Source organism: Pseudoduganella sp. GW821-FHT05F09 (assembly GCF_059419605.1).
This window is the reverse complement of the sequence record NZ_JBWKSD010000004.1, coordinates 241,264-266,747: the sequence shown is the minus strand read 5'-3', so window position 1 is coordinate 266,747 and position 25,484 is coordinate 241,264. Positions and strand designations below refer to the sequence as shown.

The following is a 25,484-nucleotide window of genomic DNA, read 5'->3' as shown; positions in this document are numbered from 1 at the left end:
TGTAGTCCAGATCAGTATCGGTGGCGATCAGCGGTACGCTGCATCCGCTTCGCGGTTGGCGGCGATGTCGGCTTCGTAGCGGTCGCCCACTGCCAGCAGCATCTCTTTGGTGTAGTACAGATCGCCGCGCTTCTCGCCGTGGTATTCCAGCACGTGGGTTTCCACGATGGAGTCCACCGGGCACGATTCTTCGCAGAAGCCGCAGAAGATGCACTTGGTCAGATCGATGTCATAGCGCGTGGTGCGGCGCGAGCCGTCGTCGCGCTGTTCCGATTCGATCGTGATGGCCATGGCCGGGCACACCGCCTCGCACAGCTTGCAGGCGATGCAGCGCTCTTCCCCGTTGGGGTAGCGGCGCAGCGCATGCAGGCCGCGGAAGCGCGGCGACATCGGCGTCTTCTCTTCCGGGTACTGCACCGTGATCTTGCGGGCAAACATGTACTTGCCCGTCAGGGCCATGCCTTTGATCAGTTCCGACAGCATCAGGCTGCCGAAGAAGTCTTTAACTTTTTCCATGTCGCTTCCTTACTTCCAAATATTCCACGGCGAATTGATCACGCCTGCTACCAGCACCAGCCAGACCAGGGTCAGCGGGATAAAGACTTTCCAGCCCAGACGCATGATCTGGTCATAGCGGTAGCGTGGGAAGGTACCGCGCACCCAGATGAAGATCGAGACGATGGCGAAGGTCTTCGCGAACAGCCAGAAGAAACCGCCGAAACCGCCGCCGAATTCCAGGAACTTGAACGGTGCAGCCCAGCCGCCCAGGAACATGATGGCGGCCAGCACGCCGACCAGTATCATGTTGGCGTATTCGGCCAGCATGAACATGGCGTAGGACATGCCCGAGTATTCCACCATGTGGCCGGCCACGATTTCCGACTCGCCTTCCACCACGTCGAACGGGTGGCGGTTGGTCTCGGCCAGGCCGGAGGTCAGGTAGATCACGAACAGAGGCAGCAGCGGCAGCCAGTTCCACGACAGGAAGTTCATGCCCATCTCCACCATCTGGCCCTTTTCCTGGCCCTGGACGATGTCGATGAAGTTCAGCGAGCCCGATACCATCAGGATCACCACCATCACGAAGCCCATCGGGATCTCGTAGGAGATCATCTGGGCCGAAGCGCGCATGGCGCCCATGAAGGAGTATTTCGAGTTGGACGACCAGCCGGCGATGATGATGCCGTACACCTCCATCGAGGTGATCGCCAGCAGCAGCAGCAGGCCGGCGTTCACGTTGGCCAGCACGGCTTCCGGACCGAAAGGCACCACCGACCAGGCGGCCAGCGCCGGCATGATGGTCATCACGGGACCGATCACGAACAGGCCCTTGGCGGCCTTGGTCGGGATCACGATCTCCTTGAGCAGCAGTTTCAGCGCGTCGGCGATAGGCTGCAGCAGGCCGCCGGGGCCGACGCGGTTAGGGCCGATACGGATCTGGATCCAGCCGATCAGCTTGCGCTCCCACAGGGTGGCGTAAGCGACCAGGCCCATCAGCGGCAGCAGCACGCACAGCAGCTTGATCATGGTCCAGACAAAGAACCACACTTGCGGACCCAGCAGAGCCGAGCCGTTGGTGGTGATGGTGTTGACGAATTCCAGCGCCATTACTTGGCCTCCCCTGCTTTGGCTACGGTGATGGCGCCGAACATGGCGCCCAGCTTGGCGGTCGACTCATGCGCGGCCGGCACGCGGACCACATTGGCCGCCAGGCCAGCGTCGATCACGGCTTCCAGCACGGCAGTACCGCTGCCCTGGGTCACGCTCACTTTGTCGCCGGCCTTGACGCCCAGCGCGGCGGCGGTCGCCACCGAGATGCGCGCCACGGGAGCGGCGCCGTCGATGGTGGCCAGCAGCGGACCGGAACGGCGCGCAATCGCGTCGGCGAAGTGGATAGGCACGTCGGCCAGGCGCTCCAGCGAACCGGCGGCGCCGAACTTGGCGGCGGCAACAGCTTGTTTGGACACGTTGTTCAGCTTGCCCGACAGGTCGGTCACGCCCTTGCCCAGCAGCTCGTCGCGGATCGCTTCCGAGGTGTCGTAGTCGAAACCGGACAGGCCCAGGATGTTGCCCAGTACGCGCAGCACTTTCCAGCCCGGACGGGTTTCGCCCAGCGGCTTGACGGTGGCGTTGAAGCTTTGCGCGCGGCCTTCGGCGTTGACGAAGGTGCCCGAGGTTTCGGTGAACGGCGAAATCGGCAGCAGCACGTCGGCGTGGTCCATGCCATGCTTGAAGGCGGACAGCACCACCACCATCTCGGCCTGCTTCAGCGCGGCGGCGGCGGCTTGCGGGTTGGCCGCGTCCAGTTCCGGTTCCGCGTTCAGCAGCAGGTAGGCTTTCTTCGGTGCGGAGAAGGCGGCGGCGGCGTTCTTCGCGGTGGCGTTGGCCAGGTAGCCGCCCACGGTGTTGGCGGCTTCCACCAGGTAGCCCAGCTTGGCGCCGGTCTGTTCGGCGATCCACTGCGCGGCGGCGTGCAGCGCGGACGCTTGCGGATGCGCGGCGGCGGCGTTGCCGATAAAGACGGCCTTGCGCTCGCCGGACAGCAGCGACGCGGCGATGCCCTTGGCGGCGTCGGAGGCTTCAATGCCTTCTAAACCGGCCGGAGCGGCAACTTCCTTGGCGGCGGCCACGGCCACCACCACTTGCGACAGCGCGGCCAGCCAGTCGGACGGCGCGGCCACGATCTGGTTCGCCACGTTGATCAGGCTGTCGTCGGCGGTGCCGTTCAGCACGGACAGCTTGGCGCCCGACTTGACGGCGGCGCGGATGCGGGTCGCCAGCAGCGGGTGGTCCTTGCGCAGGAAGGAGCCGATCACGAACACGCGCTGCAGCGACGTCACGTCGGCAACCGGCATGCCCAGCCATGGCGCAACCTGGCCGTCCAGCGCGAAATCGCTCTGGCGCAGGCGGAAGTCCACGTGCTCGGAACCCAGTGCGCGGGTCAGCTTTTGCAGCAGGTGCAGTTCTTCGGTGGTCGAGTGCGCGGTCGCGTAGGACGCGATGGCGTCGGCGCCGTGTTCATGCTTGATGTTCTTCAGGCCGTGCGCCACGTATTCCAGCGCGGTCTGCCAATCCACTTCTTTCCACTGGCCGCCCTGCTTCAGCATAGGCTGGGTCAGGCGTTCGGCGCTGTCCAGCGCTTCGTAGGAGAAACGGTCTTTGTCGGAGATCCAGCATTCGTTGACCGCGTCGTTTTCCAGCGGCAGCACGCGCATGACCTTGCCGGCCTTGACCTGGACCACCAGGTTGGCGCCCAGCGAGTCGTGCGGCGAGACCGATTTGCGGCGCGACAGTTCCCAGGTACGGGCGCTGTAGCGGAATGGCTTGGACGTCAGTGCGCCTACCGGGCACAGGTCGATCATATTGCCGGACATTTCGGAGCTGACCGCTTCGCCGACGAAGCTGGTGATTTCCGAGTGTTCGCCGCGGCCTACCATGCCCAGCTCCATCACGCCGGCCACTTCCTGGCCGAAACGCACGCAGCGGGTGCACTGGATGCAGCGCGCCATTTCCTGCATCGACACCAGCGGGCCGGCCTGCTTGGGCGTGACCACGCGCTTGTCTTCCTGGTAGCGCGATTCGCCCTTGCCGTAGCCTACCGCCAAGTCCTGCAGCTGGCATTCGCCGCCCTGATCGCAGATCGGGCAGTCCAGCGGGTGGTTAATCAGCAGGAATTCCATCACGGACTTCTGCGCCTGCACCGCCTTTTCGCTGGCGGAGCGCACGATCATGCCGGCGGAGACGGGCGTGGCGCAAGCGGGCAAAGGCTTGGGCGCCTTTTCCACTTCGACCAGGCACATGCGGCAGTTCGCTGCGATCGACAATTTCTTGTGATAGCAGAAGTGCGGGATGTAGGTTCCCAATTTGTTGGCAGCGTCCATCACCATGCTACCAGCAGGGACTTCGACTTTCTTGCCGTCTATTTCGATTTCAACCATGGTGATCGTTACGCAGCTTAGAGGTAAGCGGGCACCAAGCAATGCTTGTGCTCGACGTGATATTCAAATTCTTCGCGGAATTGCTTGACGAAGGCGCGTACCGGCATCGCGGCGGCATCGCCCAGGGCGCAGATGGTGCGGCCCTGGATGTTGTCGGCGACCGAATTGAGCAGGTCCAGATCTTCCGGACGGCCCAGGCCGTTCTCGATGCGGTGGACCACGCGGTACATCCAGCCCGTGCCTTCGCGGCATGGGGTGCACTGACCGCACGATTCTTCGAAGTAGAAGTAGGACAGGCGTTCCAGCGCCTTGACCATGCAGCGCGTCTCGTCCATGACGATGATGGCGCCCGAACCGAGCATGGAGCCGGCCTTGGCGATCGCGTCATAGTCCAGATCGGTTTGCATCATCAGTTCGCCGCGCACCACCGGGGCCGAGGAGCCGCCGGGGATGACCGCCTTGATCTTCTTGCCGCCGCGCATGCCGCCCGCCAGTTCCAGGAACTCGGCGAAGGGGGTGCCCAGCGGGACTTCGTAGTTGCCCGGACGCTCGACGTCGCCCGAGATCGAGAAGATCTTGGTGCCGCCGTTGTTCGGCTTGCCCAGCGCCAGGTAGTTCTCCGGACCCATGTTCAGGATGAAGGGAACTGCGGCGAAGGTTTCCGTGTTGTTGATGGTGGTCGGCTTGCCGTACAGGCCGAACGACGCCGGGAACGGCGGCTTGAAGCGCGGCTGGCCTTTTTTGCCTTCCAGCGATTCCAGCAGCGCGGTTTCCTCGCCGCAGATGTAGGCGCCGTAGCCGTGGTGCGCGTGCAGCTGGAAGCTGAACTCGCTGCCCATGATCTTGTCGCCCAGGAAGCCGGCGGCGCGCGCCTCTTCCAGCGCTTCTTCAAAGCGCAGGTATTCGGCGAAGATTTCGCCGTGGATGTAGTTGTAGCCCACCGTGATGCCCATGGCGTACGCGCCGATGGCCATGCCCTCGATCAGTGCATGCGGGTTGTAGCGCATGATGTCGCGGTCCTTGAACGTGCCCGGCTCGCCCTCATCGGTATTGCAGACGAGGTACTTCTGGCCCGGGAACTGGCGCGGCATGAAGCTCCACTTCAGGCCGGTCGGGAAACCGGCGCCGCCGCGGCCGCGCAGGCCAGAGGTTTTCAGGTCGGCGATGATGGCTTCGGGCGCGATCTTCTCTTCGATGATGCGGCGCAGCGCCGAATAGCCGCCACGTTTCACGTAGTCGGCCAGGTGCCAGTTGTCGCCGTTCAGATCCTTCAGGATCAGCGGCTTGATGTGACGGTCGTGCAGACTGGTCATTTGTTTGCTTCCTTCAGTTCCACCACCAGCGCGTCGATCTTGTCGTTGCTCATGAACGAGCACATGCGGTGGTTGTTCACCAGCAGCACCGGTGCGTCGCCGCAGGCGCCCATGCACTCGCCTTCCATCAGCGTGAATTCGCCGTCGGCGGTGGTGTCGCGGTAGTCGATGCCCAGCTTCTGCTTCAGGTGGTGCGCGGCGCGCTCGCCGCCCGACAGGGCGCATGGCAGGTTGGTGCACACGGTGATCTTGTGCTTGCCGACCGGCTTGGTGTTGTACATATTGTAGAAAGTGGCCACTTCCTGCACGGCGATGGCCGGCATGCGGATGTAGTCGGCCAGTTCCTGCATGACCTCGGTCGACACCCAGCCCAGTTCAACCTGGGCGTGGGCCAGCGCGGCCATCACGGCCGATTGGCGCTGGTCGTCCGGATACTTGGCCAGTTCGCGGTCAATTTTTTTATAGCACTGCTCTGATAACAACATTCTCTTTGCCTCTCGGACTTAGCGGTCAATACTGCCGAACACGATGTCCTGTGTACCAATAATGGTCACGGCATCGGCAATCATGTGGCCACGCGCCATTTCGTCCAGCGACTGCAGGTGGGCGTAGTCTGGCGCGCGCAGCTTCATGCGGTACGGCTTGTTCGCGCCGTCCGACAGCAGGTAGATGCCGAACTCGCCTTTCGGGTGTTCCACCGCGGCGTATGCTTCGCCCGGCGGCACGTGGAAACCTTCGGTGAACAGCTTGAAGTGGTGGATCAGCGATTCCATATTGGTCTTCATGTCCACGCGCGACGGCGGCGCCACCTTGCGGTTGCTGGACATGACGGGACCCGGATTGTTGCGCAGCCACTCCACGCACTGCTTGATGATGCGGTTGGACTGGCGCATTTCTTCAATGCGCACCAGGTAGCGGTCGTAGCAGTCGCCGTTGGTGCCCACCGGGATGTCGAAGTCCATCAGGTCGTACACTTCGTAGGGCTGCTGCTTGCGCAGGTCCCACTCGATGCCCGAACCGCGCAGCATGGCGCCGGTGAAGCCCATGGCCAGCGCGTCTTCCGGCGTCACCACGCCGATGCCGACGGTACGCTGTTTCCAGATACGGTTGTCGGTCAGCAGCGTTTCGTATTCGTCGACATAGGTCGGGAAGCGGCGCGCGAAGTCTTCGATGAAGTCGAGCAGCGAACCCTGGCGGTTGTCGTTCAGTTCCTTGATGGTCTTGGCCGACTTGATCGGCGAAGCCTTGTGCTGCGGCATGGTGTCCGGCAGGTCGCGGTACACGCCGCCCGGACGGTAGTAGGCCGCGTGCATGCGCGCGCCCGACACCGCTTCGTAGCAGTCGAACAGGTCTTCGCGGTCGCGGAAGGCGTACAGGAAGGGACCCATGGCGCCCACGTCGAGCGCGTGCGCGCCCAGCCACATCAGGTGGTTCAGCAGGCGCGTCATTTCGTCGAACATCACGCGGATGTACTGTGCGCGCAGCGGGACTTCAACGCCCAGCAGCTTCTCGATCGCCATCACGTAGGCGTGCTCGTTGCACATCATCGACACGTAGTCGAGGCGATCCATATACGGCACGGACTGCAGATAGGTCTTCTGCTCGGCCAGCTTCTCGGTGCCGCGGTGCAGCAGGCCGATATGCGGGTCAGCGCGCTGGATGACTTCGCCGTCCAGCTCCAGCACCAGGCGCAGCACGCCGTGCGCTGCCGGGTGCTGCGGACCAAAGTTCAGGGTGTAATTCTTAATCTCAGCCATTATTTCATCCCGTAGTTTTCTTCGCGGATCACGCGCGGCACGTTTTCGCGCGGCTCGATCGTGACAGGCTGGTAGACCACGCGCTTCTGTTCTTCGTCGTAGCGCATTTCCACATAGCCGGAGACCGGGAAATCCTTGCGGAACGGATGGCCCACGAAACCGTAGTCGGTCAGGATGCGGCGCAAGTCGTTGTGGCCTTCGAACAGGATGCCCAGCAGGTCGAACGCTTCGCGCTCGTACCAGTTGACGGCGCGCCAGATCGGCATGACGGACGTCACCACGGGCATCTCGTCGTCCGGCGCGAACACGCGCACGCGCACGCGCCAGTTGTGCTTGACCGACAGCAGGTGCGACACGGCCGCGAAACGCAGGCCATCCCAGGTACCGTCGCCATAGGTCGAATAGTCGACGCCGCACAGGTCGATCAGCTGCTCGAAATGCAGCGTGGGATCGTCGCGCAGGGTCTGCATGACGGCGTAGTAATCGGCCGCTTTCACGGTCAGGGTGATTTCACCCAGCGCTACTACCGTAGTAACGCGATCGCCCAGGGCCGTGGCCAGGGCGTTTTGCAAGACTTCCAATTGTGTACTCATAGTTCTGAAGCGCCCCGTTTAGCGTGCGATCGTGTTGGTACGCTTGATCTTGTTTTGCAACTGCAGGATGCCGTACAGCAGCGCTTCGGCCGTAGGCGGGCAGCCCGGCACGTACACGTCCACCGGTACGATGCGGTCGCAGCCGCGCACCACGGAGTAGGAATAGTGATAGTAGCCGCCGCCGTTGGCGCAGGAGCCCATCGAGATGACCCAGCGCGGCTCGGACATCTGGTCGTAGACCTTGCGCAGCGCCGGCGCCATCTTGTTGCACAGCGTGCCGGCAACAATCATCACGTCGGACTGGCGCGGCGACGGACGGAACACGATGCCGAAGCGGTCCAGATCGTAGCGGGCAGCGCCCACGTGCATCATTTCAACCGCGCAGCAGGCCAGGCCGAACGTCATCGGGAACATAGACCCGGTGCGCGCCCAGTTGATCAGCTTGTCGGCTGTGGTGGTGATGAAACCTTCGTTTAATACGCCTTCAATAGCCATGGCTTATTCCCAATCAAGGGCACCTTTCTTCCAGATATACCAAAAACCGACCACGAATTCGGCGATAAACACCATCATCGTAATGAAACCTTGCCAGCCCAGTTCGCGCATGGAGACGCCCCATGGGAAGAAGAATGCCGTTTCCAGATCGAACAAAATAAACAGAATTGCGACGAGGTAGTATCGTACGTCGAATTTCATGCGAGCGTCTTCGAAGGCTTCGAAACCGCATTCGTAGGGGGACAATTTGGCCGCGTCAGGCTTGTGTGGGCCGAGCAGACGGCCGAGCACCTGGGGAACAACGCCGACACCGAGGCCGACGAGCAGGAATAAGAGAACGGGGAAGTAATTTTCGAGGTTCATTGATGAGCTTAATGTTGAACGATCGTTTAGGAAGGCACCGCGCTACCCTGCGGTGCAGTAAACGCTCGACCCCAATCAACATTGAGACCAGGATCAAACGACACATCCTCGTAAAAAAACCAGCTTAGGCCGGGGTGGAGGGATTATTTCCCCTGCCCTGGCGCACCTGCTGGCTTTCTGTATTTCTTTGGTGCCGACGACGAGACTCGAACTCGTACAGCTTTCGCCACTACCCCCTCAAGATAGCGTGTCTACCAATTTCACCACGTCGGCGTTAAGCCCGTTATTCTACAGTGATTTCACTGCTTTGTTAATGCGTATTGCGGCAAAACAAGAAGAAAACGGTAAAGCTTGACTGAATCCCTAGAGTATCAAGGATATCAGGGACATCGAGGGCATTACTTCTGCGGCGCCGGGACTGGAGCGGACGCAGGCGCCGATGCGGCTGCCGGAGCAGGCACGCCTGCGGCGGCGGCAGCGTCGGCGGCGCTCGGCGCGGCTGGCGCGGCGGCCGGGATTGCCGCCGAACCCTTGGTAGGCGCCGGGGCGGTGACCTTGTCCATCACGCCGCCGCCAGTGCTCACGGTGCGGTTGGTGGCCATCGACGCCAGCGCCAGGGTGGCGGCGAAGAAGATGGCGGCTGCCACGGCGGTCGACTTCGACATGAAGTTCGACGAGCCGCTGGCGCCGAACAGGCTGCCGGAAGCGCCGGAGCCGAAGGCTGCGCCCATGTCGGCGCCCTTGCCGTGCTGCAGCAGCACCAGGCCAATGATAGCCAGCGCGGACAGCACCTGGACGACGACGATGAGGTTGTGCAAAGTGTTCATGCTATTCCATTTCCAATTGAGGGTGCTTCAGTTAAATCGTTTGCTTTAAAACATTAGCCGGCAGCGTGCACGATGGCGAGGAAATCCGCCGCCTTCAGTGCCGCACCGCCGATCAGGCCGCCGTCGATATCCGGCTGGGCCAGCAATTCCTTGGCGTTGTCCGGCTTCATGCTGCCGCCGTACAGAATCTGCACGCCGCCGGCCACCGCCGCGTCGCGGGTGGCCACTTGCTTGCGCAGCTGCGCATGCACTTCCTGCGCCATGGCCGGGGTGGCGGTCTTGCCGGTGCCGATCGCCCATACCGGCTCGTAAGCCAGCACAATCTTGGCCAGGGCCGGGGTTTCCAGCACGTCCAGCACCGCCTGCAGCTGGGCGCATACCACCACATTGGTCTGCCCCGCTTCGCGCTCGGCCAGCGTTTCGCCGACGCACACCACCGGGGTCAGGCCCGCAGCCAGCGCGGCCAGCGCCTTCTTGGCCACCAGCTCGTTGCTCTCGTGGTGGTAGGCGCGGCGCTCCGAGTGGCCCACGATCACATAGCGGCAGCCGAAGTCGGCCAGCATGGACGCGGCAACTTCGCCGGTGTAGGCGCCTGCGGCGTAAGCCGACACATCCTGCGCACCCCATGCGACGGGCGAACCCTGCAGCGCGGCCTGGCATTGCGCCAGGTAAGGCGCAGGCGCGCACACGGCGCAGTCGGCCTGCTTGGCCGCCAATTCGGCCTTAATGCCGGACAACAGCGCAGCATTGCTGTCGCGGCTGCCGTTCATTTTCCAATTTCCGATGACGAGTTTGCGTCGCATAGTAGCCTAAAATTCAATAACCCGTTATTTTAACGCGAGCCGCAAACCGGGGTCAAACCAGCATCGCCACAGTGTTGCTGTTTTAATTATATTTCCAACATGATTTTGCCCACGTGCGCGCTGCTTTCCATCAGCGCGTGCGCAGCGGCGGCCTGCTCCAGCGGGAACACCTGGTGTATCACCGGCTTGATGGCGCCCGACTCGAGCAGCGGCCAGACGCGCGCGCGCAGCTGCGCCGCAATGCGCGCCTTGAAGGCCACCGGGCGCGGGCGCAGCGTGGAGCCGGTGACGGTGAGGCGGCGGCGCAGCACCTGGCCCAGGTCCAGCGTGGCCTTGGCGCCGCCCAGCAGCGCGATGACGGCAATGCGGCCGTCGTCGGCCAGACAGTTGATCTCGCGCGGCAGGTAGTCGCCGCCCACCATGTCCAGTATCACGTCCACGCCCTTGCCGCCGGTCAGCTCCTTGCCGATGGCGGCAAAGTCCTCGGTCTTGTAATTGATGCCGCGCTCGGCGCCCAGCTGTTCGCAGATGCGCGCTTTTTCGTCGCTGCCGGCGGTGGCGAACACGCGGTGGCCCATGGCGGCCGCCAGCTGGATCGCCGTCACGCCAATGCCGGACGTGCCGCCCTGCACCAGCAGCGTTTCGCCCTGCATCAAATGGGCGCGGTCGAACACATTGCTCCACACGGTGAAGAAGGTTTCCGGCAGCGAGGCCGCCTCCAGCATGGACAGGCCCCTGGGTATGGGCAGGCACTGGTCGGCCGGCGCGGTGCAGTATTCCGCATAGCCGCCGCCCTGCGCCAGCGCGCACACCAGGTCGCCCTTGCTGAAGCGGCTACCGGCCAGGTCGCCGTCGACGATCTCGCCGGCCACTTCCAGGCCCGGCAAGTCGGACGCGCCCGGCGGCGGCGCATAGCTGCCCAGGCGCTGGAACACGTCCGGACGGTTAATGCCGGCCGCGCGCACCTTGATCAGCACCTCGCCGGCCTTGAATTCGGGGACGGGACGCTCGCACAGGCGCAGCACGTCTGCCGGGCCGGGCTGGCTGATTTCTATCGCACGCATGGCTGCCCTCTCTTAGGTCTGGTCGCTGAAAAGAGCGATTGTACGCGAGCCGCCGCGCCCGCGCAGCCGGCCGCGAGGCTGAACGATATTAGTAGTGATAATGAGATCGATTCCTATTTACTTTTTTACTGGAAGAAACTATAATTTTTGGAACTTATAAATCCAGCATCTTTCCAGGAACCATATGAAACAGCCAGCAATCTGCCAGCCTAAAAGCCTCCGCCTCGAATCCGACAGCGCCCTGAGCACCATGGCCAAGACCACGCTGGCCGTGAGCATTTCCACCGCCATGCTGATGCCGCTGGCCGCCCACGCGGACACCGGCGCCGACGCCGCCGCCGCCGAGAAGGACGAAAAGACCGGCTCCGTCATCATCCTGGGCAAGCGCCTGGACCCGAATCCGAACGCCGAACAAGGCGCGGCCTACAAGGCCAGGACCTCCGCCGACAGCCGCCACACCCGCCCTATCGCCGAAACGCCGCAAACCATTTCCGTGGTGACCAAGGCCGCCATCGACGACTCCGGCCTGACCGACCTGAAACAGATCCTGGCGGCGCAGCCGGGCATCACGCTGGGCACCGGCGAAAACGGCAACGCCTTCGGCGACCGCTACATCATCCGTGGCCAGGAAGCCCGCAGCGACGTCTTCGTCGACGGCCTGCGCGACCCCGGCATGAGCACCCGCGAAAGCTTCGCCATCGAGCAGCTGGAAATCTCCAAAGGCCCGAACTCGAGCTTTGCCGGCCGCGGCACCGCCGGCGGCGCCATCAACGCCATCACCAAGCAAGCCACGCTGGACCACGACTTCACCCGCGTCTCCGCCGCCGTCGGCAGCGACAGCCACCACCGCGTGTCGACCGACATCAACAAGGGCTTCGGCGAAAACTTCGCGCTGCGCGCCAACCTGCTGGACGCCAAGGAAGACGTGCCTGACCGCTCGCCGTCGAGCCGCCAGCGCCAGGGCGTGGCCATTTCCGGCCTGTACGAAGCGAGCAAGGACCTGTCCGTCACGCTGGACTACTACGGCCTGCGCACGCACGACAAGATGCCGGACCTGGGCACCTACCTGAGCGGCACCGTGCCGAACCGCGTGGCCGTGACGAACATTCCCGTGTACGCCCAGCAGAGCGACTTCCTGAAGTCCGACGTCGACACCGGCACCGCCCGCATCAACTGGACCATCCAGCCCGGCCTGAAGCTGACCAGCCTGACCCGCTACGGCAAGTCCAACAATTCCTACGTGACCACCGGCGCCTCCGGCGGCACCCGCTACGACGGCGCCACCGGCAACGCCTACACCACCTCCTACATCGACACCGGCCACACCGGCTGGCAGGACATCGACTACTTCGCGCACCAGAGCAATCTGCGCTGGGACAAGCAACTGGGCGGCCTGAAGCACGAGTTCATCTTCGGCCTGGAATACACCGACCATCAAGTGGTGTCCGGCAACTACGCGCTCAACAACAGCGGCTTCAACTGCAAATCGACCGCCGGCAAAGGCGCCAACAACGCCCTGTGCTTCACCAACAGCACCGGCGTGCCGGTGGCCGACCTGAGCAAGCTGGCCGTGCGCAACGTCCAGCGCCTGGGCTGGAACCAGGACTGGCGCGTGAAGAGCACCTCGCTGAGCGTGATGGACACCGTGGACCTGAGCGACAAGTTCACCGCCTTCGGCGGCCTGCGCGCCGACTACTTCGACCTGTCGCTGGTACGCCGCAACAACACCACCGAAGTCATCACCGGCGACTACGGCTACAACGACACCCTGGTCAACGGCCACTTCGGCCTGAGCTACAAAGTGGCCAAGGACGCCATCGTCTACGCCAGCGCCGCCACCGCGCAGGACATCAACGGCGGCGAGGCCGACTCCGGCACCGCCAGCGGCTACGGCGGCGCCGTGCTGTACAACAACCAGATCGCCGGCGCCAAGCCGGAAACCTCCGTCAACCTGGAGATCGGCACCAAGTGGGACCTGTTCGACCACAAGCTGCTGGCCACCTCGGCGCTGTTCCAGACCACCAAGAAGGACGTGATGGAAGGCGCCAACTACGACACCATCGGCACCTTCAACACCGGCAAGAACCGCGTGCGCGGCATTGAGTTCGGCCTGGTGGGCAACTTCACCGAGAACCTGTCCGGCCAGTTGGGCGCGGCCTTCATGAACTCCAAGGTGCTGGCCTCGGCCACCGCCAGCAACCTGAACAACCCGCTGAGCAACTTCGCCAAGCAGACCTACTCGGCCCAGCTGAAGTACCAGGCGACGGACGCCTTCTCCTTCGGCGGCACGGCCCGCCACGAGAGCGACCGCTGCGGCGGCCAGCCGGACACCGGCGCGGTCGTCACCGGCGGCGTATGCCAGCAGCCGGTGCCTGCGTTCACCGTGTACGACGCCTTCGCCAGCTACCGCTTCAGCCGCCGCTTCGACCTGCGCCTGAACGTGCTGAACGTGGCCAACAAGGACTACTACACCGCCGTCTACCGCGCCGGCTTCTTCATGTACAAGGGCGATGCGCGCGCCGTGCGCCTGACCCTGAACTACGAGCTGTAATCCGGGCGTAAGCTCCTCAGCGTCAGCTACAATGCCGGGTCACGACCCGGCATTTTTCCATTCATGAGCCATTCCATTCCTCCCGACATACGCTGCGCGCAGGACTACGAAGCGCTGGCGCCGCGCCACCTGGCCGCGCCCACCTTCGCCTATGTGGCAGGCGGCAGCGGGCACGACCTCACGGTGGCGGCCAACCGGGCCGCCTTTGGCCAGTGGCATATCGTGCCGCGCCTGCTGCGCGACGTCGGCGCGGGCCACACCCGCATCACGCTGGCCGGCGAGGACTACGCCCACCCGCTGTTCCTGGCGCCGGTGGCGTTTCACAAGCTGGTGCACGGCGCCGGCGAAATCGACACGGCGCGCGCCGCCCACGCGGTGGACGCCTGCCTGGTCACCAGCACGCTGGCCTCCTGCACGCTGGAGGACGTGGCGCGCGCGGCCGGGCCGCAGCGCTGGTTCCAGCTCTACTTCCAGCCGCAGCGCGAGGCCACGCTGGACCTGCTGCGGCGCGCCGAAGCGGCCGGCTACGGCGCCATCGTGCTCACGCTGGACGCGCCCATCCAGGTGGCCAGCCGGGGCGCCCTGGCGCTGGATTTCCAGCTGCCGCCAGAATGCGTGGCGGCCAGCCTGGCGCCCTACCCCGCCGCGCCCCCGGCCCAGCTGGCGGACGGCGAGAGCCGCATCTTCCAGGGCGTGATGCGCAGCGCCCCCACCTGGGACGACCTGGCCTGGCTGCTGGCCCAGGCCCGCGTGCCGGTGTGGGTGAAAGGCGTGCTGCATCCGGACGACGCCACCGCCCTGCGCAGCGCGGGCGTGGCCGGCATCGTGGTGTCCAACCACGGCGGCCGCAGCCTGGACGGCGCGCCCGCCAGCCTGGACGCCCTGCCCGCCATCCGCGCCGCGCTGGGAGCGGACTTCCCGCTGCTGTTCGACGGCGGCATCCGTTCCGGCGCGGACATCTTCAAGGCCCTGGCCCTGGGCGCCGGCGCCGTGGCCGTGGGCCGCTTGCAGCTGTACGCGCTGAGCGTGGCCGGCGCGCTGGGCGTGGCCCATATGATGAAACTGCTGCTGGAGGAACTGGAAGTGTGCATGGCCCTGGCGGGCTGCGCCACCGTGGACCAGATCACCGCCAGCGCCCTGCAAGCGAAAAGGACACCATGCTGATTACCATAGACAATGTGCTGAGCAAGGACGAAGTTGGCCAGTTCCGGGGATGGCTGGACCGCGCCGAATGGCAGGACGGCGCCGCCACCGGCGGCAGCCAGGCGCGCCGCGTGAAGCACAACCTGCAGCTGGCGGACGGCGTGGAGCCGGCCGTCAGCCTGGGCAACCACATCGTGCGCGCGGTGGCCAGCCATCCGCTGTTCGTGTCGGCGGCGCTGCCGCGCCGCATCTATCCACCCAAGTTCAACCGCTACCAGGACGGCGGCGCCTACGGAACCCATGTGGACAGCGCGGTGATGCAGCTGCCCGGCGGCGGCCCGGCGCTGCGCAGCGACCTGTCGGCCACGCTGTTCCTGGCCGAGCCGGACGAATACGAAGGCGGTGAACTGGAGATCGAAGGCGAGTTCGGCGTGCAGGCGGTCAAGCTGGCGGCGGGCAGCCTGGTGCTGTATCCGTCGTCCAGCCTGCACCGCGTGGCGCCGGTGACGGCCGGCGCGCGCCTGGCCTCCTTCTTCTGGATCGAAAGCCTGGTGGCGGACGACGGCGAGCGCAGCATGCTGTTCGATCTGGACCAGTCCATCCAGCGCCTGACCCCGGCGCTGGAGCAGCACCAGCGGGAACTGGTCAAGCTGACCGGGATCTACCATAATCTGTTACGGCGCTGGGCCACCACCTGAAGCAGCGCCATACTTCTACATTCCAAGGACAAGCCATGAAATCGAAAATCATCCTGCCTCTGCTGCTCGCACTGGCCACCAGCGGCGCCTGGGCGCACGGCGACGTGAAATGCACCAAGGCCCCGAAAACCGAGTGGAAGTCGCACGAGGAGCTGGCGCAGAAGCTCACCAAGGAAGGCTGGCAGATCCGCCGCATGGAAGCCACCGCTTCCTGCTACGAGGTGTACGCCAAGGACCCCAAGGGCAAGCGCGTGGAAGCCTTCTTCGACCCGGTGACCTTTGCCCGTGTCGAAGAATAAAGCCACACTGAGAATCTGGGATCTGCCGGTGCGCCTGCTGCACTGGCTGCTGGTGTCCAGCATTGCGGCGGCCTGGTACACCAGCGAGGACATCGGCCCGCTGCACGAGTACTGCGGCTATGCGGCGGCGTTTGCCGTGACGGCCCGCCTGCTGTGGAGTTTTGCCGGCAGCAGCTATGCGCGCTTTCCGCAGTTCGTGCTGGGCGCCGGGCCGACCATGGCCTATCTGCGCCAGGTGCTGGCCGGCACGGCGCCGCGCTACCTGGGCCACAATCCGCTGGGCGGATGGATGGTGGTGGCGCTGCTGTCCTGCGTGGGCCTGGTGGCGTTCACCGGCTGGCTCACCACCACCGAGCTGCTGTGGGGCTACGCCTGGCCGGTGCGCATCCATGAAAGCCTGGCCTGGCTGCTGGTGGCGCTGATCGCGGCCCATGTAGGCGGCGTCATTTTCACCAGCTGGCAGCACCGGGAAAACCTGGTTGCCGCCATGTTCAGCGGCAATAAATCACCCGAAACGCCCTCCGATTAGCCGCCGCCGGTGCGTGACTGCTTGGGCAGCGGCGTGCCCACCTTCCACGCGGCCGACAGCGCCTGCCCTTCCTCGATCTGCTCCGGCGTCATCTTGCGCACCACGGCCGCGCGCTGCTCGGCCGCGTTCATGGAGCCGCTGGCGGCCGCCAGGTTCCACAGCATATAGGCCAGCACATTATCCTGCGGCATGCCGCCGATGTGGTAGCGGTACATCAGCCCCAGCGTCTGCTGCGCGTCCGGATGGCCCTGCTCGGCGGCCTTGCGGAACCAGATCACCGCCTGCTTGTGGTCCTGGATCACGGCGTTGCCGGTGTAGTACATCGCGCCCACCACGTATTGCGCGTCCGCCTTGCCTTTGACGGCCGCCTTGCGGTGCCAGTTCAGCGCCTGCTTGTAGTCCTGCGGCACGCCGCGGCCCATGTAATACATCAAGCCGAGCAGGTGCTCGGCGTCCGTGTTGCCGTTGCGCGCCAGCGGTTCGATTTCCTTGTACGCCAGGCTGTAGTTCCGGTTGTTGTAGGCCGTGGCCCCTTCCGCGAAGCCGGCCCGCGCGGCGCCTTGGGCGCCCAGCACCAGACCGATCGCGATCATTGCTAGTAGTAGTTTTTTCATGTTGCTCAAGAAATGGGTACTTGTATCCGTACTTGTGTTTTATTGCCGCGCCAGCGCGCGGCACCATTTACTTCCAGCTGACTTTGCCCAGGCCGTCCACGCTGACATTGCGGGTGGCCGGCTTGCCATAGACTGTGACCGACCCCAGACCGGAGAGGTTCAACGTGGCGTTGTCGCGCGCGGTGACGGTGGCGTTGCCCAGGCCGCTCAGCTCCAGGTTCACGCTGTCGGCCTGGAACTGCTGTGCGTTCAGGCCGCCCAGGCCGCCCAGCGTGGCCTTCAGCAGCTTGCTGCGCCCGCCGATGGTGACGTAGCCGGCGCCCTGCAGGTCCAGCTCCACGCTGTCGTTTTCGCTGGCCCACACGTGCATGCTGCCCACGCCGCCGAGGTTGACGCGCATGGTGCGGTAGTCACACACCACCTTCATGCTGCCAGCGCCCTCCAGCGTCAGCTCGATGTCGTCGCCGCTGAAGCCGGTCACTTCGGTGGTGCCCACGCCGTCAGACACCACCTGGCGCAGATTCGGCAGCACCAGTTCGGCGCGCACCAGGCTGTGGTTGAACTTGAAGCTGCGCACATCCGACTCCAGATGCAAGGTGTCGCCCGACTGGGCGCTGGTGATTTTGCCCATGTAGCGCTTGTCCGCGATGATGACCAGCGACGGCGTATCGCCGCGCCGCAGCTTCAGGTCCAGCACCCCGTCCAGCTTGACCCGCACCACGCGCGCGTCGATGGCGCGGGTCTCGGTGACGGTGTCGTCGGCGGCGCGGGCGCCCGGCAGCAGCAGGCCGAACGCGGCCAGAATCAGGCCCAGGCGGAACAGAATACGGGAAGAAATGGTCATATCAGGAATCCTCGGAAGGCGGCGGCGCCGCGCATTATCGGTATTCCAGCACTATACCCAAGCCGCCCCTGCCCCGGACGAATTTGCGACGAACTGCAAAAAACGCGGAGCAGATTACCGTTCAGGTCACCCAGTCTGCTGGGGCGCAGCCGGTGCGGAGGTGCCGCAGGCGTGGCAGAAGCGGCTGAAGGTGCTCTTGCGGGTCTGGCAGTGGCCGCAGTGGTCGAACAGGCCGATGCCGCAGTGGGGGCAGAAATCGATGGACGGGTCTTTCAGGTCGACCTTGCGCTCGCAGCCGGGGCACACGCTTTTGGCCAGCCGCGCCAGCGCCACGTCGTATTGCAGCGTTTCGCGGCGTTCGCGGTCGGGCATGGCTTCGGCGGCTTTCTGCCGCTCCAGGTAGCGCTGCAGCGAGACGATCGCCTGCCGCCCCACCAGCACCGTCAGCGCAATGCCGACGATGTAGCGCACATAGCCGCCGTAGCTGGGCAGGTAGGGCACCAGCTCGACGAAGAAGGCGAAACCGGCAAAGATGATGAAGCCCCATACAAAGGGCCAGTACTTGCCCTTGCGCCGGGTCTTGAACAGCCAGCCCGCCAGCGCCAGCAGCGGCAGCGTGAGCAGCAGACGGTAGCCGAACACGCGCAGCTCCCTGGCCCGCAGCGCCTCGCCGTAAGGCTCGCGCGCGGCCTCCTCCAGCGCCTGCCACTGCGCCTGCGCCTTGTCGGTGGCCTGGCTGGCGTCCAGGTAGGCCTGCTCCTGGGCTTCCACCAGCGCCAGCGCCTGGCGCTCGGCGCCGGCCAGCCCGTCCAACTCGCGGGTGCGCTTGATCACTTCCGGGTCCTGCTCCGAGCGCGCGGTGACGCTGCGGGTGGCCAGCCAGTTGTCGAAGGTCTCGCGCGTGCTGTGGCTGTTGGCCACCGCCACCTGGTGCTTCTGGCGCGCCTGCAACAGGGCCGCGTTGGCCTCGGCCTGGCGCTGGCGCTGCTGCGCCAGCGTGGCCTTGAGCTGCGCGGCGCGCGGCTGTTGCATGAACTGCTCCACCGTCAGCGTGTCCTCCACGCCGCCCAGGTTGCCGACGATCTTGCCGCCCAGGCCGATCAGGAACCACGCAAACGCCAGCGCCACCAGCCACAGCCCGCGCTGGAACCATTTTTCGGACAACCGCAGTGATTTGCTCATGCCAGCCTTTCAAAGTGGAACGAAGGCGCCGCCCGGCAAAACGATGGTGGCGCGGAAGCCGCCGCCGGGGGCGTTGGCCAGCAGCAGTTCGCCGCCGTGCGCCTGAACGATACCACGGGCGATGCCCAGCCCCAGTCCCATGCCGCTGCTGTTCTGGCTGCGTCCGTGTTCAAGCCGCACATAGGGCTCGCACAGGCCCGCCAGCGCCTCCTCGGGCACGCCGGGGCCGTGGTCGCGCACCTCGATTTCGATATTGCCGGCGCGCTCGCGCACCGCCAGCTCCACCTTGTCGCCGTAGTGCAGCGCGTTGTTGAGCAGATTGCCGATGGCGCGCTTGAGCGCCAGCGGCTTGGCCGCCACGCTCAGCCCCGACGCGCTGAACAGCACCGCGTGCCCGGCCAGCTGCGCGTCGCGCACCATGCGGCCCAGCAGCGCGTCCAGCCGCACCTCGGTGGGGTTCTCGTGGATGTCGGTGGGGTTCTCGTGGATGTCGCTGTCCTTCACGGTTTGCAGCGCGCCCTTCACCATCATGTCCAGCTCGTCCAGGTCGTCGTGGAACTCGCTTTGCATGGCCTCGTCGTCCAGCAGTTCGGTGCGCAGCTTGAGCCGCATGATGGGCGTGCGCAGGTCGTGCGATATGGAGACGAACAGGCGCTCGCGGTCTTCGATGTAGCGCTGGATGCGCTGGCGCATGGCCTCGAAGGCGCGCGCCGTGTTGACGAACTCGCGGCTGCCCGTCTCCGGCAGCGCGGGGCCGTGCTCGCCCTTGCCGAACGCGGTGGCCGCCTCGGACAGCGCGGCCAGCGGGCGCGTGATCCAGCGCACCACCATGATGGACAGCAGCAGCACCGCCGCCAGCGACAGCGCCTGCAGCAGCAGCCGGTCGCGCGTGAGCGGATTGCCGGTTTCCAGGAAATAGGGATTGGGCATCAGCGTGGCCAGGTAGAGCCAGTGGCCGGGGTCCATTTCCACCTGGATCAGCAGCACCGGCGCCGGCTTGGTCAGCATGATGTGCTGCACCCAGGTTTCCGGCAGGTCGGCCACGGTGGCGCCGTTGTCGCCCACCGGCAGCTTGTCCGGCCAGGCGAACGCCAGCCGCACCTCCGAGATATTCGGCAGGTCCTCTTTCAGCGTGGCGCGCACCTGCTTGAGCGCGGCGTCCGCCAGCTCCTGGCCGGCGATGGCGCGCGCCGGCACCGGCGCCTGGTTGATGTTGACCAGGAAGCGGGTGCCGCCCATCTCGCGGAACTGCTGGATGATCAGGGGCCGGTAGTTGGGCGGCAGGCTGAGAAAGAAGCGCACCGCGCTCGATGCACTGTGCGCCAGGTGCTGCGCGGCGGTGCCGGTTTCGCTGAGCGCCTCGGCGCGGCGCTGCGCGGCCCAGATGATATTGCCCACCAGCTGGGTCAGCAGCACGCCGATCACCATCACCAGCGTGAGGCGGCCTTGCAGGGACTGCGGCAGCAGGCGCGCCAGGCGGCCGGGAATCGCCTTAGGCATTGGAGGCGGTGACGTCGGCCGAGAATACATAGCCCGCGCCGCGCACCGTCTTGATGAGCAGCGGATTGCGGCCGCCGTCGTTCAGGCGCAGGCGCAGGCGGCTGATCTGCACGTCGAGGAAGCGGTCCAGCGGCCCGGAGTCGCGCCCGCGCGTGCCTTCGCACAGCGCGCTGCGGTCCAGGATATCGCCCGCGTGCTCGACGAAGTATTTCAACAGCTGGAAGTCCAGCCCCGTCAGCGGCACGATCTCGCCGTCCGCGCCGGTGACGGTGCGCGCCACCGTGTCCAGCGTGTAGCCCACGAAGCGGTAGTAGCGCGGCGCGGCCGCGTTGTCCATGCCGGTGCGGCGGTGGATGGCCTTGATGCGCGCCAGCAGCTCGCGCGGGCTGTAGGGCTTGGACACGTAGTCGTCCGCGCCCAGCTCCAGGCCCACCACGCGGTCGGTCTCGTCCGAGCTGGCGGTAAGCATGATGATGGGCACATTGGAGCGGCTGCGCACCGCCTTGCACAGCGCGAAGCCGTCCGTGTCGGGCAGCATCACGTCCAGTATCACCAGCGACAATTCGTCGGCGTAGCGGTTGAACTCGGCCATGAAGGTCTGGCCGTCCTGGGCCAGGCCGACGTCGTACTGGTTTTTCTCCAGGTAGGCCTTCAGCAGGGTCCGCGTTTTTTGGTCGTCGTCGACGATCAGGATCTTGCGCATGATGAGTTTCTATTTTGTCTTGGTAAAAGTGCGGGCGATGGCGGCCAGCCTGCGCTGGGTGTCGGCCACGCCGGCATTGTCGTCCAGGAAGTAGCGGTGCACTTCCGCCACGATGGCGTCGCGCACCACCTCCTCGGTGGCCATGCGGTGCACCAGGCTGGGCACCAGCGCTTCCGGGCCGCTGTTGAACAGCTTCCACGAAGCGCGCGCACACACGTCCATCTTCGCCAGCGCGGGATTGCGCAGCACGGGGATGGAGCCCTTGATCTGGTTGTAGTCGTTCTGCATGGCGGGCGACATGATGAGCGCGGCCAGCTTCTCCTGCGCCGCGCGGTGCGGCTCGCGCGTGGCCAGCATGCCCAGCGTGTCGATGTTGTACAGGTGGTAGCTGGCCGTGCCCGGCGCGGCGGCGCAGCCAAAGCCCTCCTCCACCGTCAGCCCGCGCGACACCAGTTCGCCCTTGGCCCAGTCGCCCATCACCATGAAGGCGGCGCGGCCGTCCGCCAGCTCGCGCACGCCCTCGTCCCAGCTGCGCTCGGCGATGGGGCTGCCCATCCACTTCTTCAGGCCGCGCAGGCGCTGCAAGGCCGCAGCCAGGCGCGGGTCGGCGTAGGCGGCGGCATTGCGGCGCTGGAACAGGTCGCGGTGGAACTCGGCGCCTTCGGACAGCACCAGCGCTTCGAACAAGGTGGTCACCTGCCACGGCTCGCTGCTTTGCGCCAGCGGCACCACGCCCGCCTGCTGCAGCCTGGCGGCGGCCTGCTCGAACTGCGCCCAGGTTTCCGGCACGGCCAGGTTCAGGCGCGCCAGCAGCTTGCGGTTGTAGAACAGGGTGTTCATGCGGTGGATGCCCACCGGCGCCGCGTAGACATGGCCGTCCGACTTGATGGCGTCGGCCACCGTGGGCAATAACTGTTTATCCCATTTTCCGGCCGCAGCCACGGCGTCCAGGTCCAGCAGCAGGTCCAGCCTGGCCCAGTCTCGGATGACGATGCCGTTCACCTGCGCCACTTCCGGCGCGTCCTTGGCCAGCATGCGGCTGCGCAGCACGATGCCGGCGCCCGCGCCGGAGCCGCTGGGGATCATGCTGTCGCGCCAGCCAATGTCAGACTCCGCCAGCCGCAGCGCGATCAGGTCGACCGCCCTGCGCTCGCTGACCGACTTCCACCAGTGCAGCACCTGCAGGGACTCCGCGCGTGCGCCGGTGCACGCCATGGTGGCTAGCAGAAGGGATAGCAAGCAGGCGGCCAAGCGCAGCTTGTGGCTGATGGTTTCCGTCATGTCTCTGTGATTTTTTTGTAGCCATTCCAGGATGGCGTTTGTGTGCCCAGACTATAACCCAAAGCATTCTTGAAACGATGGTAAGGATGCAAAGCATTTTGCAAGAAAGCGTATGGATTTATTGCGAAATGTTGCAGCCGCTGCGGCGCAGCACACTGGGGCTGTGTAAGTTTATGTTAGCGCCCGGCCTGCGCCGAAAGTACTATTTTTCATAAAAATCAATTACTTAAGCATCACATCACCGCCCCGGCCGCGCCTGCTGGAATCACATTTCGGCCGATGCTACTGTCCGTCCCGGTAGCAAAAAACACAAAACAAACTTATACCGGAGACCTGACCTTATGATGACCCGATTCGTCCGCCTTTCCCTGCCCGCCGCCATTGCGCTGGCCCTGTCCTGCGGCGCCGCTTACGCCGGCGACCATGAAACCGAAGGCTTCCACGGCTATCTGCGCGCCGGCGGCGGCACCAGCAACCACGGCGGCACCCAAAGCTGCTACGGCCTGGGCGGCATCACCATGTCCTACCGCCTCGGCAACGAGTGCGACAGCTTCACCGAGCTGGGCTACACCAAGGAGCTGGCCAAGGCCGCCAACGGCGCCAGCTTCGTCGGCACCTTCTGGGCCGACGCCTACAAGAACAGCTCCGACTTCGGCGACGCCAAGCTGGGCGTGTCCAAGGCCTACATCGAAGCGAAGAACCTGCCCTTCATGGACGGCGGCATCGTCTGGGTCGGCAAGCGCCACTACTACCGTCCCGACATCCACATGCTGGATATGCAGTACATCAATATGAACGGCACCGGCGGCGGCATCGACGGCTATCCGCTGGGCGCGGGCAAGATCAGCTACGCCGTCTTCAAGGACAACGACTTCAACACCACCGACCCGGCCACCGGCAAGGTGATCGACTCGCCGTCCGCGCTGCGCCAGAACCTGGTGTACGAAGGCCTGCCGGTCAATACCAACGGCACGCTGGACTTCGCCGCCTCCATCATCTCGGCCCAGGGCCAGGATAAAACGACGCACGACGGCTGGCAGCTGTCGGTGTTCCACCGCCAGGCCAAGGTCTTCGGCGGCGGCAACACCGTCGGCGTGCAATACGGCGTCGGTCCCGGCACCGGCATCAACGGCCCGTGCTGCGCGCGCATCGGCCCGTCCGGCAGCACGCTGCTGGGGTCTGACTACACCCGCCTGCGCATCTTCGACGACGTGGTGATACAGCCCACCCGCGACTTCAGCATGGAGTTCGTGGCCCTGTACCAGCGCGACAAGAACGACAAGGACGGCGCCACCACCTGGACCACCGTCGGCGCCCGCCCCGTGTACGCGCTGGCCGAGAACTTCAAGCTGCAGGCCGAACTGGGCGTGACCCAGCTGAAGGCGGACAAGACGCCAGGCACCCAGCGCCTGACCAAGCTGACCATCGCCCCCACCATCAGCCTGGCGCGCGACTACTTCGCCCGCCCCGAGCTGCGCTTCTTCGTCAGCTACGGCAAGTGGAACGACGCGGCCAGCAAGTCGGTCAACGCGTTCAACAACTCCGGCGCGGTGTACGGCAGCGACACCAGCGGCGTTTCCTACGGCATCCACATGGAAGCCTGGTGGTAAGCCGGCGCCTGGACATTCACTCATAACTCACTCATAAAATTCAACAGGAGACACACAATGAAACTGCATCCACTGGCGCTGAGCGCCCTCGCCATCGCCCTGGGCACCGCCACGATGGCCCAGGCCGCGCCGCAAGTCGAAGTACTGCACTACTGGACCTCGGGCGGCGAAGCCAAGTCCATCGCCGAACTGAAGAAGATGATGGAAGCCAAAGGCGTGGCCTGGAAAGACTTCGCGGTGGCGGGCGGCGCCGGCGAGAACGCCACCACGGCGCTGAAGGCGCGCGTGATGGCGGGCAGCGCCCCGGCCGCGGCCCAGATCAAAGGTCCGGCCATCCAGGAATGGGGCCAGGAAGGCGTGCTGGCCAATATCGACGCAGCCGCCGCCGAGGGCAAGTGGGAGTCGGTGCTGCCGCCGGTGGTCACCAATGTGATGAAGTACAAAGGCCATTACGTGGCGGTGCCGGTGAACGTGCACCGGGTGAACTGGCTGTGGGTAAACCCGGAAGTGCTGGCCAAGGCCGGCGCCAAGGCGCCCACCAATTTCGCCGAGTTCTTCGACGCGGCCGACAAGATCAAGAAGGCCGGCCTGGTGGCCGTGGCCCACGGCGGCCAGCCGTGGCAGGACGCCACCGTGTTCGAGTCCGTGGTGCTGGGCGTGGGCGGCGCGGACTTCTACCGCAAGGCGCTGGTGCAGCTGGACCCGGCCAGCCTGTCCGGCCCCACCATGGTCAAGTCCTTCGAAACGCTGGCCCGCATCAAGACCTATATCGACAAGGACGCGGCGGGCCGCGACTGGAACCTGGCCACCGCCATGGTCATCAACGGCAAGGCCGGCATGCAGTTCATGGGCGACTGGGCCAAGGGCGAATTCACGGCTGCCGGCAAGGTCGCGGGCAAGGACTTCCTGTGCCTGCCCGCGCCGGGCACCGGCAATAGCTACACCTTCAACATCGACTCGCTGGCCATGTTCAAGGTCAAGAGCGCCGAAGAGCAGAAGTCGCAGCTGACGCTGGCCAGCGCGGTGATGAGCCCCGAGTTCCAGGAAGTGTTCAACCTGAACAAAGGTTCGATCCCGGTGCGCGCAGGCGTCTCGCGCGCCAAGTTCGACAGCTGCGCCACCCGCTCGATGGACGACATGGCGGCCACCAGCAAGGCCAATGCGCTGCTGCCCTCGCTGGCGCACGGCATGGCCATCGACAGCGCGAAGGCCGGCGCCATCCAGGACGTGATCGCCAAGTTCATGAACTCGAACATGACGCCGCAAGCCGCCGCGCAAGCGCTGGCCAAGGCCGCCAAAACCATGTAAGCCGCCGCACCGAGGCAAAGCACCACCGTAGGGCGGGTTAGCGCGCAGCGCGTAACCCGCCGGCACCGC

The 25,484-nt window shown here is 65.1% G+C and carries 25 protein-coding genes and 1 tRNA gene; 7 read left to right on the top strand and 19 right to left on the bottom strand.

What is annotated here, in order from left to right; genetic code table 11:
- Window positions 1-27: 27 nt before the first annotated feature.
- From nuoI to AC07S4_RS14665, 13 genes are all read right to left on the bottom strand, one after another.
- Window positions 28-516 (bottom strand): NADH-quinone oxidoreductase subunit NuoI, encoded by a 489-nt coding sequence (gene nuoI / locus AC07S4_RS14725; RefSeq protein WP_056397264.1) that lies wholly within the window; start codon window positions 514-516, stop codon window positions 28-30.
- Window positions 517-525: 9 nt separating this feature from the next.
- On the bottom strand, window positions 526-1,608 hold the full coding sequence (gene nuoH, locus AC07S4_RS14720) for an NADH-quinone oxidoreductase subunit NuoH (protein WP_494987358.1): 1,083 nt from the start codon (window positions 1,606-1,608) through the stop codon (window positions 526-528).
- A complete protein-coding gene (gene nuoG / locus AC07S4_RS14715) occupies window positions 1,608-3,938 on the bottom strand; it encodes an NADH-quinone oxidoreductase subunit NuoG (protein ID WP_494987357.1) in 2,331 nt (776 codons plus the stop codon). The genes nuoH and nuoG overlap by 1 nt, the downstream gene beginning before the upstream one ends.
- Window positions 3,939-3,955: 17 nt before the next feature.
- Window positions 3,956-5,251 carry an NADH-quinone oxidoreductase subunit NuoF gene (gene nuoF / locus AC07S4_RS14710; protein WP_494987356.1) on the bottom strand — a complete coding sequence of 432 codons (1,296 nt, stop codon included), beginning with the start codon at window positions 5,249-5,251 and terminating at the stop codon, window positions 3,956-3,958.
- Window positions 5,248-5,736: an NADH-quinone oxidoreductase subunit NuoE gene (gene nuoE / locus AC07S4_RS14705; protein WP_107874902.1), complete on the bottom strand. Its 489-nt coding sequence runs from the start codon at window positions 5,734-5,736 to the stop codon at window positions 5,248-5,250. The genes nuoF and nuoE overlap by 4 nt, the downstream gene beginning before the upstream one ends.
- Before the next feature lie 18 nt (window positions 5,737-5,754).
- A complete protein-coding gene (locus tag AC07S4_RS14700; protein WP_494987355.1) occupies window positions 5,755-7,008 on the bottom strand; it encodes an NADH-quinone oxidoreductase subunit D in 1,254 nt (417 codons plus the stop codon).
- Window positions 7,008-7,601, bottom strand: a complete 594-nt coding sequence (locus AC07S4_RS14695; protein ID WP_494987354.1) for an NADH-quinone oxidoreductase subunit C — start codon at window positions 7,599-7,601, stop codon at window positions 7,008-7,010. Before AC07S4_RS14695 ends, AC07S4_RS14700 begins: the two co-directional genes overlap by 1 nt.
- A gap of 18 nt (window positions 7,602-7,619) precedes the next feature.
- Window positions 7,620-8,096, bottom strand: a complete 477-nt coding sequence (locus tag AC07S4_RS14690; RefSeq protein ID WP_056397301.1) for a NuoB/complex I 20 kDa subunit family protein — start codon at window positions 8,094-8,096, stop codon at window positions 7,620-7,622.
- 3 nt (window positions 8,097-8,099) lie between these two features.
- Window positions 8,100-8,459, bottom strand: a complete 360-nt coding sequence (locus AC07S4_RS14685; protein WP_093556298.1) for an NADH-quinone oxidoreductase subunit A — start codon at window positions 8,457-8,459, stop codon at window positions 8,100-8,102.
- A gap of 188 nt (window positions 8,460-8,647) precedes the next feature.
- Window positions 8,648-8,732: transfer RNA gene (locus AC07S4_RS14680), tRNA-Leu, on the bottom strand.
- Between the two features lie 125 nt (window positions 8,733-8,857).
- Complete coding sequence (gene secG, locus AC07S4_RS14675) at window positions 8,858-9,286, bottom strand: preprotein translocase subunit SecG (RefSeq protein ID WP_494987353.1); 429 nt, start codon at window positions 9,284-9,286, stop codon at window positions 8,858-8,860.
- A 53-nt stretch (window positions 9,287-9,339) separates the two neighbouring features.
- Complete coding sequence (tpiA, locus tag AC07S4_RS14670; RefSeq protein WP_494987352.1) at window positions 9,340-10,089, bottom strand: triose-phosphate isomerase; 750 nt, start codon at window positions 10,087-10,089, stop codon at window positions 9,340-9,342.
- Window positions 10,090-10,175: 86 nt separating this feature from the next.
- Entirely contained in the window at window positions 10,176-11,153 is a 978-nt protein-coding gene (locus tag AC07S4_RS14665; RefSeq protein ID WP_494987351.1) for an NAD(P)H-quinone oxidoreductase, read from the bottom strand.
- Between the two features lie 184 nt (window positions 11,154-11,337).
- Here AC07S4_RS14665 and AC07S4_RS14660 point away from each other — a divergent pair, with 184 nt between their 5' ends.
- From AC07S4_RS14660 to AC07S4_RS14640, 5 genes are all read left to right on the top strand, one after another.
- Window positions 11,338-13,704, top strand: coding sequence for a TonB-dependent receptor (locus AC07S4_RS14660; RefSeq protein ID WP_494987350.1), 2,367 nt, complete (start codon window positions 11,338-11,340; stop codon window positions 13,702-13,704).
- Window positions 13,705-13,767: 63 nt separating this feature from the next.
- Window positions 13,768-14,868 carry an alpha-hydroxy acid oxidase gene (locus tag AC07S4_RS14655; protein WP_494987349.1) on the top strand — a complete coding sequence of 367 codons (1,101 nt, stop codon included), beginning with the start codon at window positions 13,768-13,770 and terminating at the stop codon, window positions 14,866-14,868.
- Entirely contained in the window at window positions 14,862-15,545 is a 684-nt protein-coding gene (locus AC07S4_RS14650) for a Fe2+-dependent dioxygenase (protein WP_494987348.1), read from the top strand. Before AC07S4_RS14655 ends, AC07S4_RS14650 begins: the two co-directional genes overlap by 7 nt.
- A 35-nt stretch (window positions 15,546-15,580) precedes the next feature.
- On the top strand, window positions 15,581-15,844 hold the full coding sequence (locus AC07S4_RS14645) for a PepSY domain-containing protein (RefSeq protein ID WP_494987347.1): 264 nt from the start codon (window positions 15,581-15,583) through the stop codon (window positions 15,842-15,844).
- A complete protein-coding gene (locus tag AC07S4_RS14640; RefSeq protein ID WP_494987346.1) occupies window positions 15,831-16,373 on the top strand; it encodes a cytochrome b/b6 domain-containing protein in 543 nt (180 codons plus the stop codon). Before AC07S4_RS14645 ends, AC07S4_RS14640 begins: the two co-directional genes overlap by 14 nt.
- On the opposite strand, the gene AC07S4_RS14635 is transcribed toward AC07S4_RS14640, so the two are convergent.
- The 6 genes from AC07S4_RS14635 to AC07S4_RS14610 all read right to left on the bottom strand — a co-directional run bounded on the left by AC07S4_RS14635 (window position 16,370) and on the right by AC07S4_RS14610 (window position 22,497).
- Window positions 16,370-16,987, bottom strand: a complete 618-nt coding sequence (locus AC07S4_RS14635) for a tetratricopeptide repeat protein (protein ID WP_494987345.1) — start codon at window positions 16,985-16,987, stop codon at window positions 16,370-16,372. The two genes, AC07S4_RS14640 and AC07S4_RS14635, sit on opposite strands and share 4 nt — an antisense overlap.
- A 67-nt stretch (window positions 16,988-17,054) precedes the next feature.
- Window positions 17,055-17,831: a GIN domain-containing protein gene (locus AC07S4_RS14630; protein WP_494987344.1), complete on the bottom strand. Its 777-nt coding sequence runs from the start codon at window positions 17,829-17,831 to the stop codon at window positions 17,055-17,057.
- A gap of 126 nt (window positions 17,832-17,957) precedes the next feature.
- Window positions 17,958-19,013 (bottom strand): serine endopeptidase, encoded by a 1,056-nt coding sequence (locus AC07S4_RS14625; protein ID WP_494987343.1) that lies wholly within the window; start codon window positions 19,011-19,013, stop codon window positions 17,958-17,960.
- A gap of 9 nt (window positions 19,014-19,022) precedes the next feature.
- On the bottom strand, window positions 19,023-20,513 hold the full coding sequence (locus AC07S4_RS14620; protein WP_494987342.1) for an ATP-binding protein: 1,491 nt from the start codon (window positions 20,511-20,513) through the stop codon (window positions 19,023-19,025).
- On the bottom strand, window positions 20,506-21,219 hold the full coding sequence (locus AC07S4_RS14615; RefSeq protein WP_494987745.1) for a response regulator: 714 nt from the start codon (window positions 21,217-21,219) through the stop codon (window positions 20,506-20,508). The genes AC07S4_RS14620 and AC07S4_RS14615 overlap by 8 nt, the downstream gene beginning before the upstream one ends.
- 6 nt (window positions 21,220-21,225) lie before the next feature.
- Window positions 21,226-22,497 carry an ABC transporter substrate-binding protein gene (locus AC07S4_RS14610; RefSeq protein ID WP_494987341.1) on the bottom strand — a complete coding sequence of 424 codons (1,272 nt, stop codon included), beginning with the start codon at window positions 22,495-22,497 and terminating at the stop codon, window positions 21,226-21,228.
- 341 nt (window positions 22,498-22,838) lie between these two features.
- Here AC07S4_RS14610 and AC07S4_RS14605 point away from each other — a divergent pair, with 341 nt between their 5' ends.
- Together AC07S4_RS14605 and AC07S4_RS14600 are read left to right on the top strand one after the other, a co-directional pair.
- The gene (locus AC07S4_RS14605; RefSeq protein ID WP_494987340.1) at window positions 22,839-24,107 is read left to right on the top strand and encodes a maltoporin; all 1,269 of its coding nucleotides are present in this window, start codon (window positions 22,839-22,841) and stop codon (window positions 24,105-24,107) included.
- A gap of 57 nt (window positions 24,108-24,164) precedes the next feature.
- Window positions 24,165-25,415 carry an ABC transporter substrate-binding protein gene (locus AC07S4_RS14600; protein ID WP_494987339.1) on the top strand — a complete coding sequence of 417 codons (1,251 nt, stop codon included), beginning with the start codon at window positions 24,165-24,167 and terminating at the stop codon, window positions 25,413-25,415.
- Window positions 25,416-25,484: the final 69 nt, after the last annotated feature.

Excerpts from the sequence above, each read along its gene's own strand:
- nuoI (WP_056397264.1), bottom strand. The coding sequence starts at position 516 with ATGGAAAAAGTTAAAGACTTCTTCGGCAGCCTGATGCTGTCGGAACTG.
- nuoH (WP_494987358.1), bottom strand. The coding sequence starts at position 1,608 with ATGGCGCTGGAATTCGTCAACACCATCACCACCAACGGCTCGGCTCTG.
- nuoG (WP_494987357.1), bottom strand. The coding sequence starts at position 3,938 with ATGGTTGAAATCGAAATAGACGGCAAGAAAGTCGAAGTCCCTGCTGGT.
- nuoF (WP_494987356.1), bottom strand. The coding sequence starts at position 5,251 with ATGACCAGTCTGCACGACCGTCACATCAAGCCGCTGATCCTGAAGGAT.
- nuoE (WP_107874902.1), bottom strand. The coding sequence starts at position 5,736 with ATGTTGTTATCAGAGCAGTGCTATAAAAAAATTGACCGCGAACTGGCC.
- AC07S4_RS14700 (WP_494987355.1), bottom strand. The coding sequence starts at position 7,008 with ATGGCTGAGATTAAGAATTACACCCTGAACTTTGGTCCGCAGCACCCG.
- AC07S4_RS14695 (WP_494987354.1), bottom strand. The coding sequence starts at position 7,601 with ATGAGTACACAATTGGAAGTCTTGCAAAACGCCCTGGCCACGGCCCTG.
- AC07S4_RS14690 (WP_056397301.1), bottom strand. The coding sequence starts at position 8,096 with ATGGCTATTGAAGGCGTATTAAACGAAGGTTTCATCACCACCACAGCC.
- AC07S4_RS14685 (WP_093556298.1), bottom strand. The coding sequence starts at position 8,459 with ATGAACCTCGAAAATTACTTCCCCGTTCTCTTATTCCTGCTCGTCGGC.
- secG (WP_494987353.1), bottom strand. The coding sequence starts at position 9,286 with ATGAACACTTTGCACAACCTCATCGTCGTCGTCCAGGTGCTGTCCGCG.
- tpiA (WP_494987352.1), bottom strand. The coding sequence starts at position 10,089 with ATGCGACGCAAACTCGTCATCGGAAATTGGAAAATGAACGGCAGCCGC.
- AC07S4_RS14665 (WP_494987351.1), bottom strand. The coding sequence starts at position 11,153 with ATGCGTGCGATAGAAATCAGCCAGCCCGGCCCGGCAGACGTGCTGCGC.
- AC07S4_RS14660 (WP_494987350.1), top strand. The coding sequence starts at position 11,338 with ATGAAACAGCCAGCAATCTGCCAGCCTAAAAGCCTCCGCCTCGAATCC.
- AC07S4_RS14655 (WP_494987349.1), top strand. The coding sequence starts at position 13,768 with ATGAGCCATTCCATTCCTCCCGACATACGCTGCGCGCAGGACTACGAA.
- AC07S4_RS14650 (WP_494987348.1), top strand. The coding sequence starts at position 14,862 with ATGCTGATTACCATAGACAATGTGCTGAGCAAGGACGAAGTTGGCCAG.
- AC07S4_RS14645 (WP_494987347.1), top strand. The coding sequence starts at position 15,581 with ATGAAATCGAAAATCATCCTGCCTCTGCTGCTCGCACTGGCCACCAGC.
- AC07S4_RS14635 (WP_494987345.1), bottom strand. The coding sequence starts at position 16,987 with ATGAAAAAACTACTACTAGCAATGATCGCGATCGGTCTGGTGCTGGGC.
- AC07S4_RS14630 (WP_494987344.1), bottom strand. The coding sequence starts at position 17,831 with ATGACCATTTCTTCCCGTATTCTGTTCCGCCTGGGCCTGATTCTGGCC.
- AC07S4_RS14625 (WP_494987343.1), bottom strand. The coding sequence starts at position 19,013 with ATGAGCAAATCACTGCGGTTGTCCGAAAAATGGTTCCAGCGCGGGCTG.
- AC07S4_RS14620 (WP_494987342.1), bottom strand. The coding sequence starts at position 20,513 with ATGCCTAAGGCGATTCCCGGCCGCCTGGCGCGCCTGCTGCCGCAGTCC.
- AC07S4_RS14610 (WP_494987341.1), bottom strand. The coding sequence starts at position 22,497 with ATGACGGAAACCATCAGCCACAAGCTGCGCTTGGCCGCCTGCTTGCTA.
- AC07S4_RS14605 (WP_494987340.1), top strand. The coding sequence starts at position 22,839 with ATGATGACCCGATTCGTCCGCCTTTCCCTGCCCGCCGCCATTGCGCTG.
- AC07S4_RS14600 (WP_494987339.1), top strand. The coding sequence starts at position 24,165 with ATGAAACTGCATCCACTGGCGCTGAGCGCCCTCGCCATCGCCCTGGGC.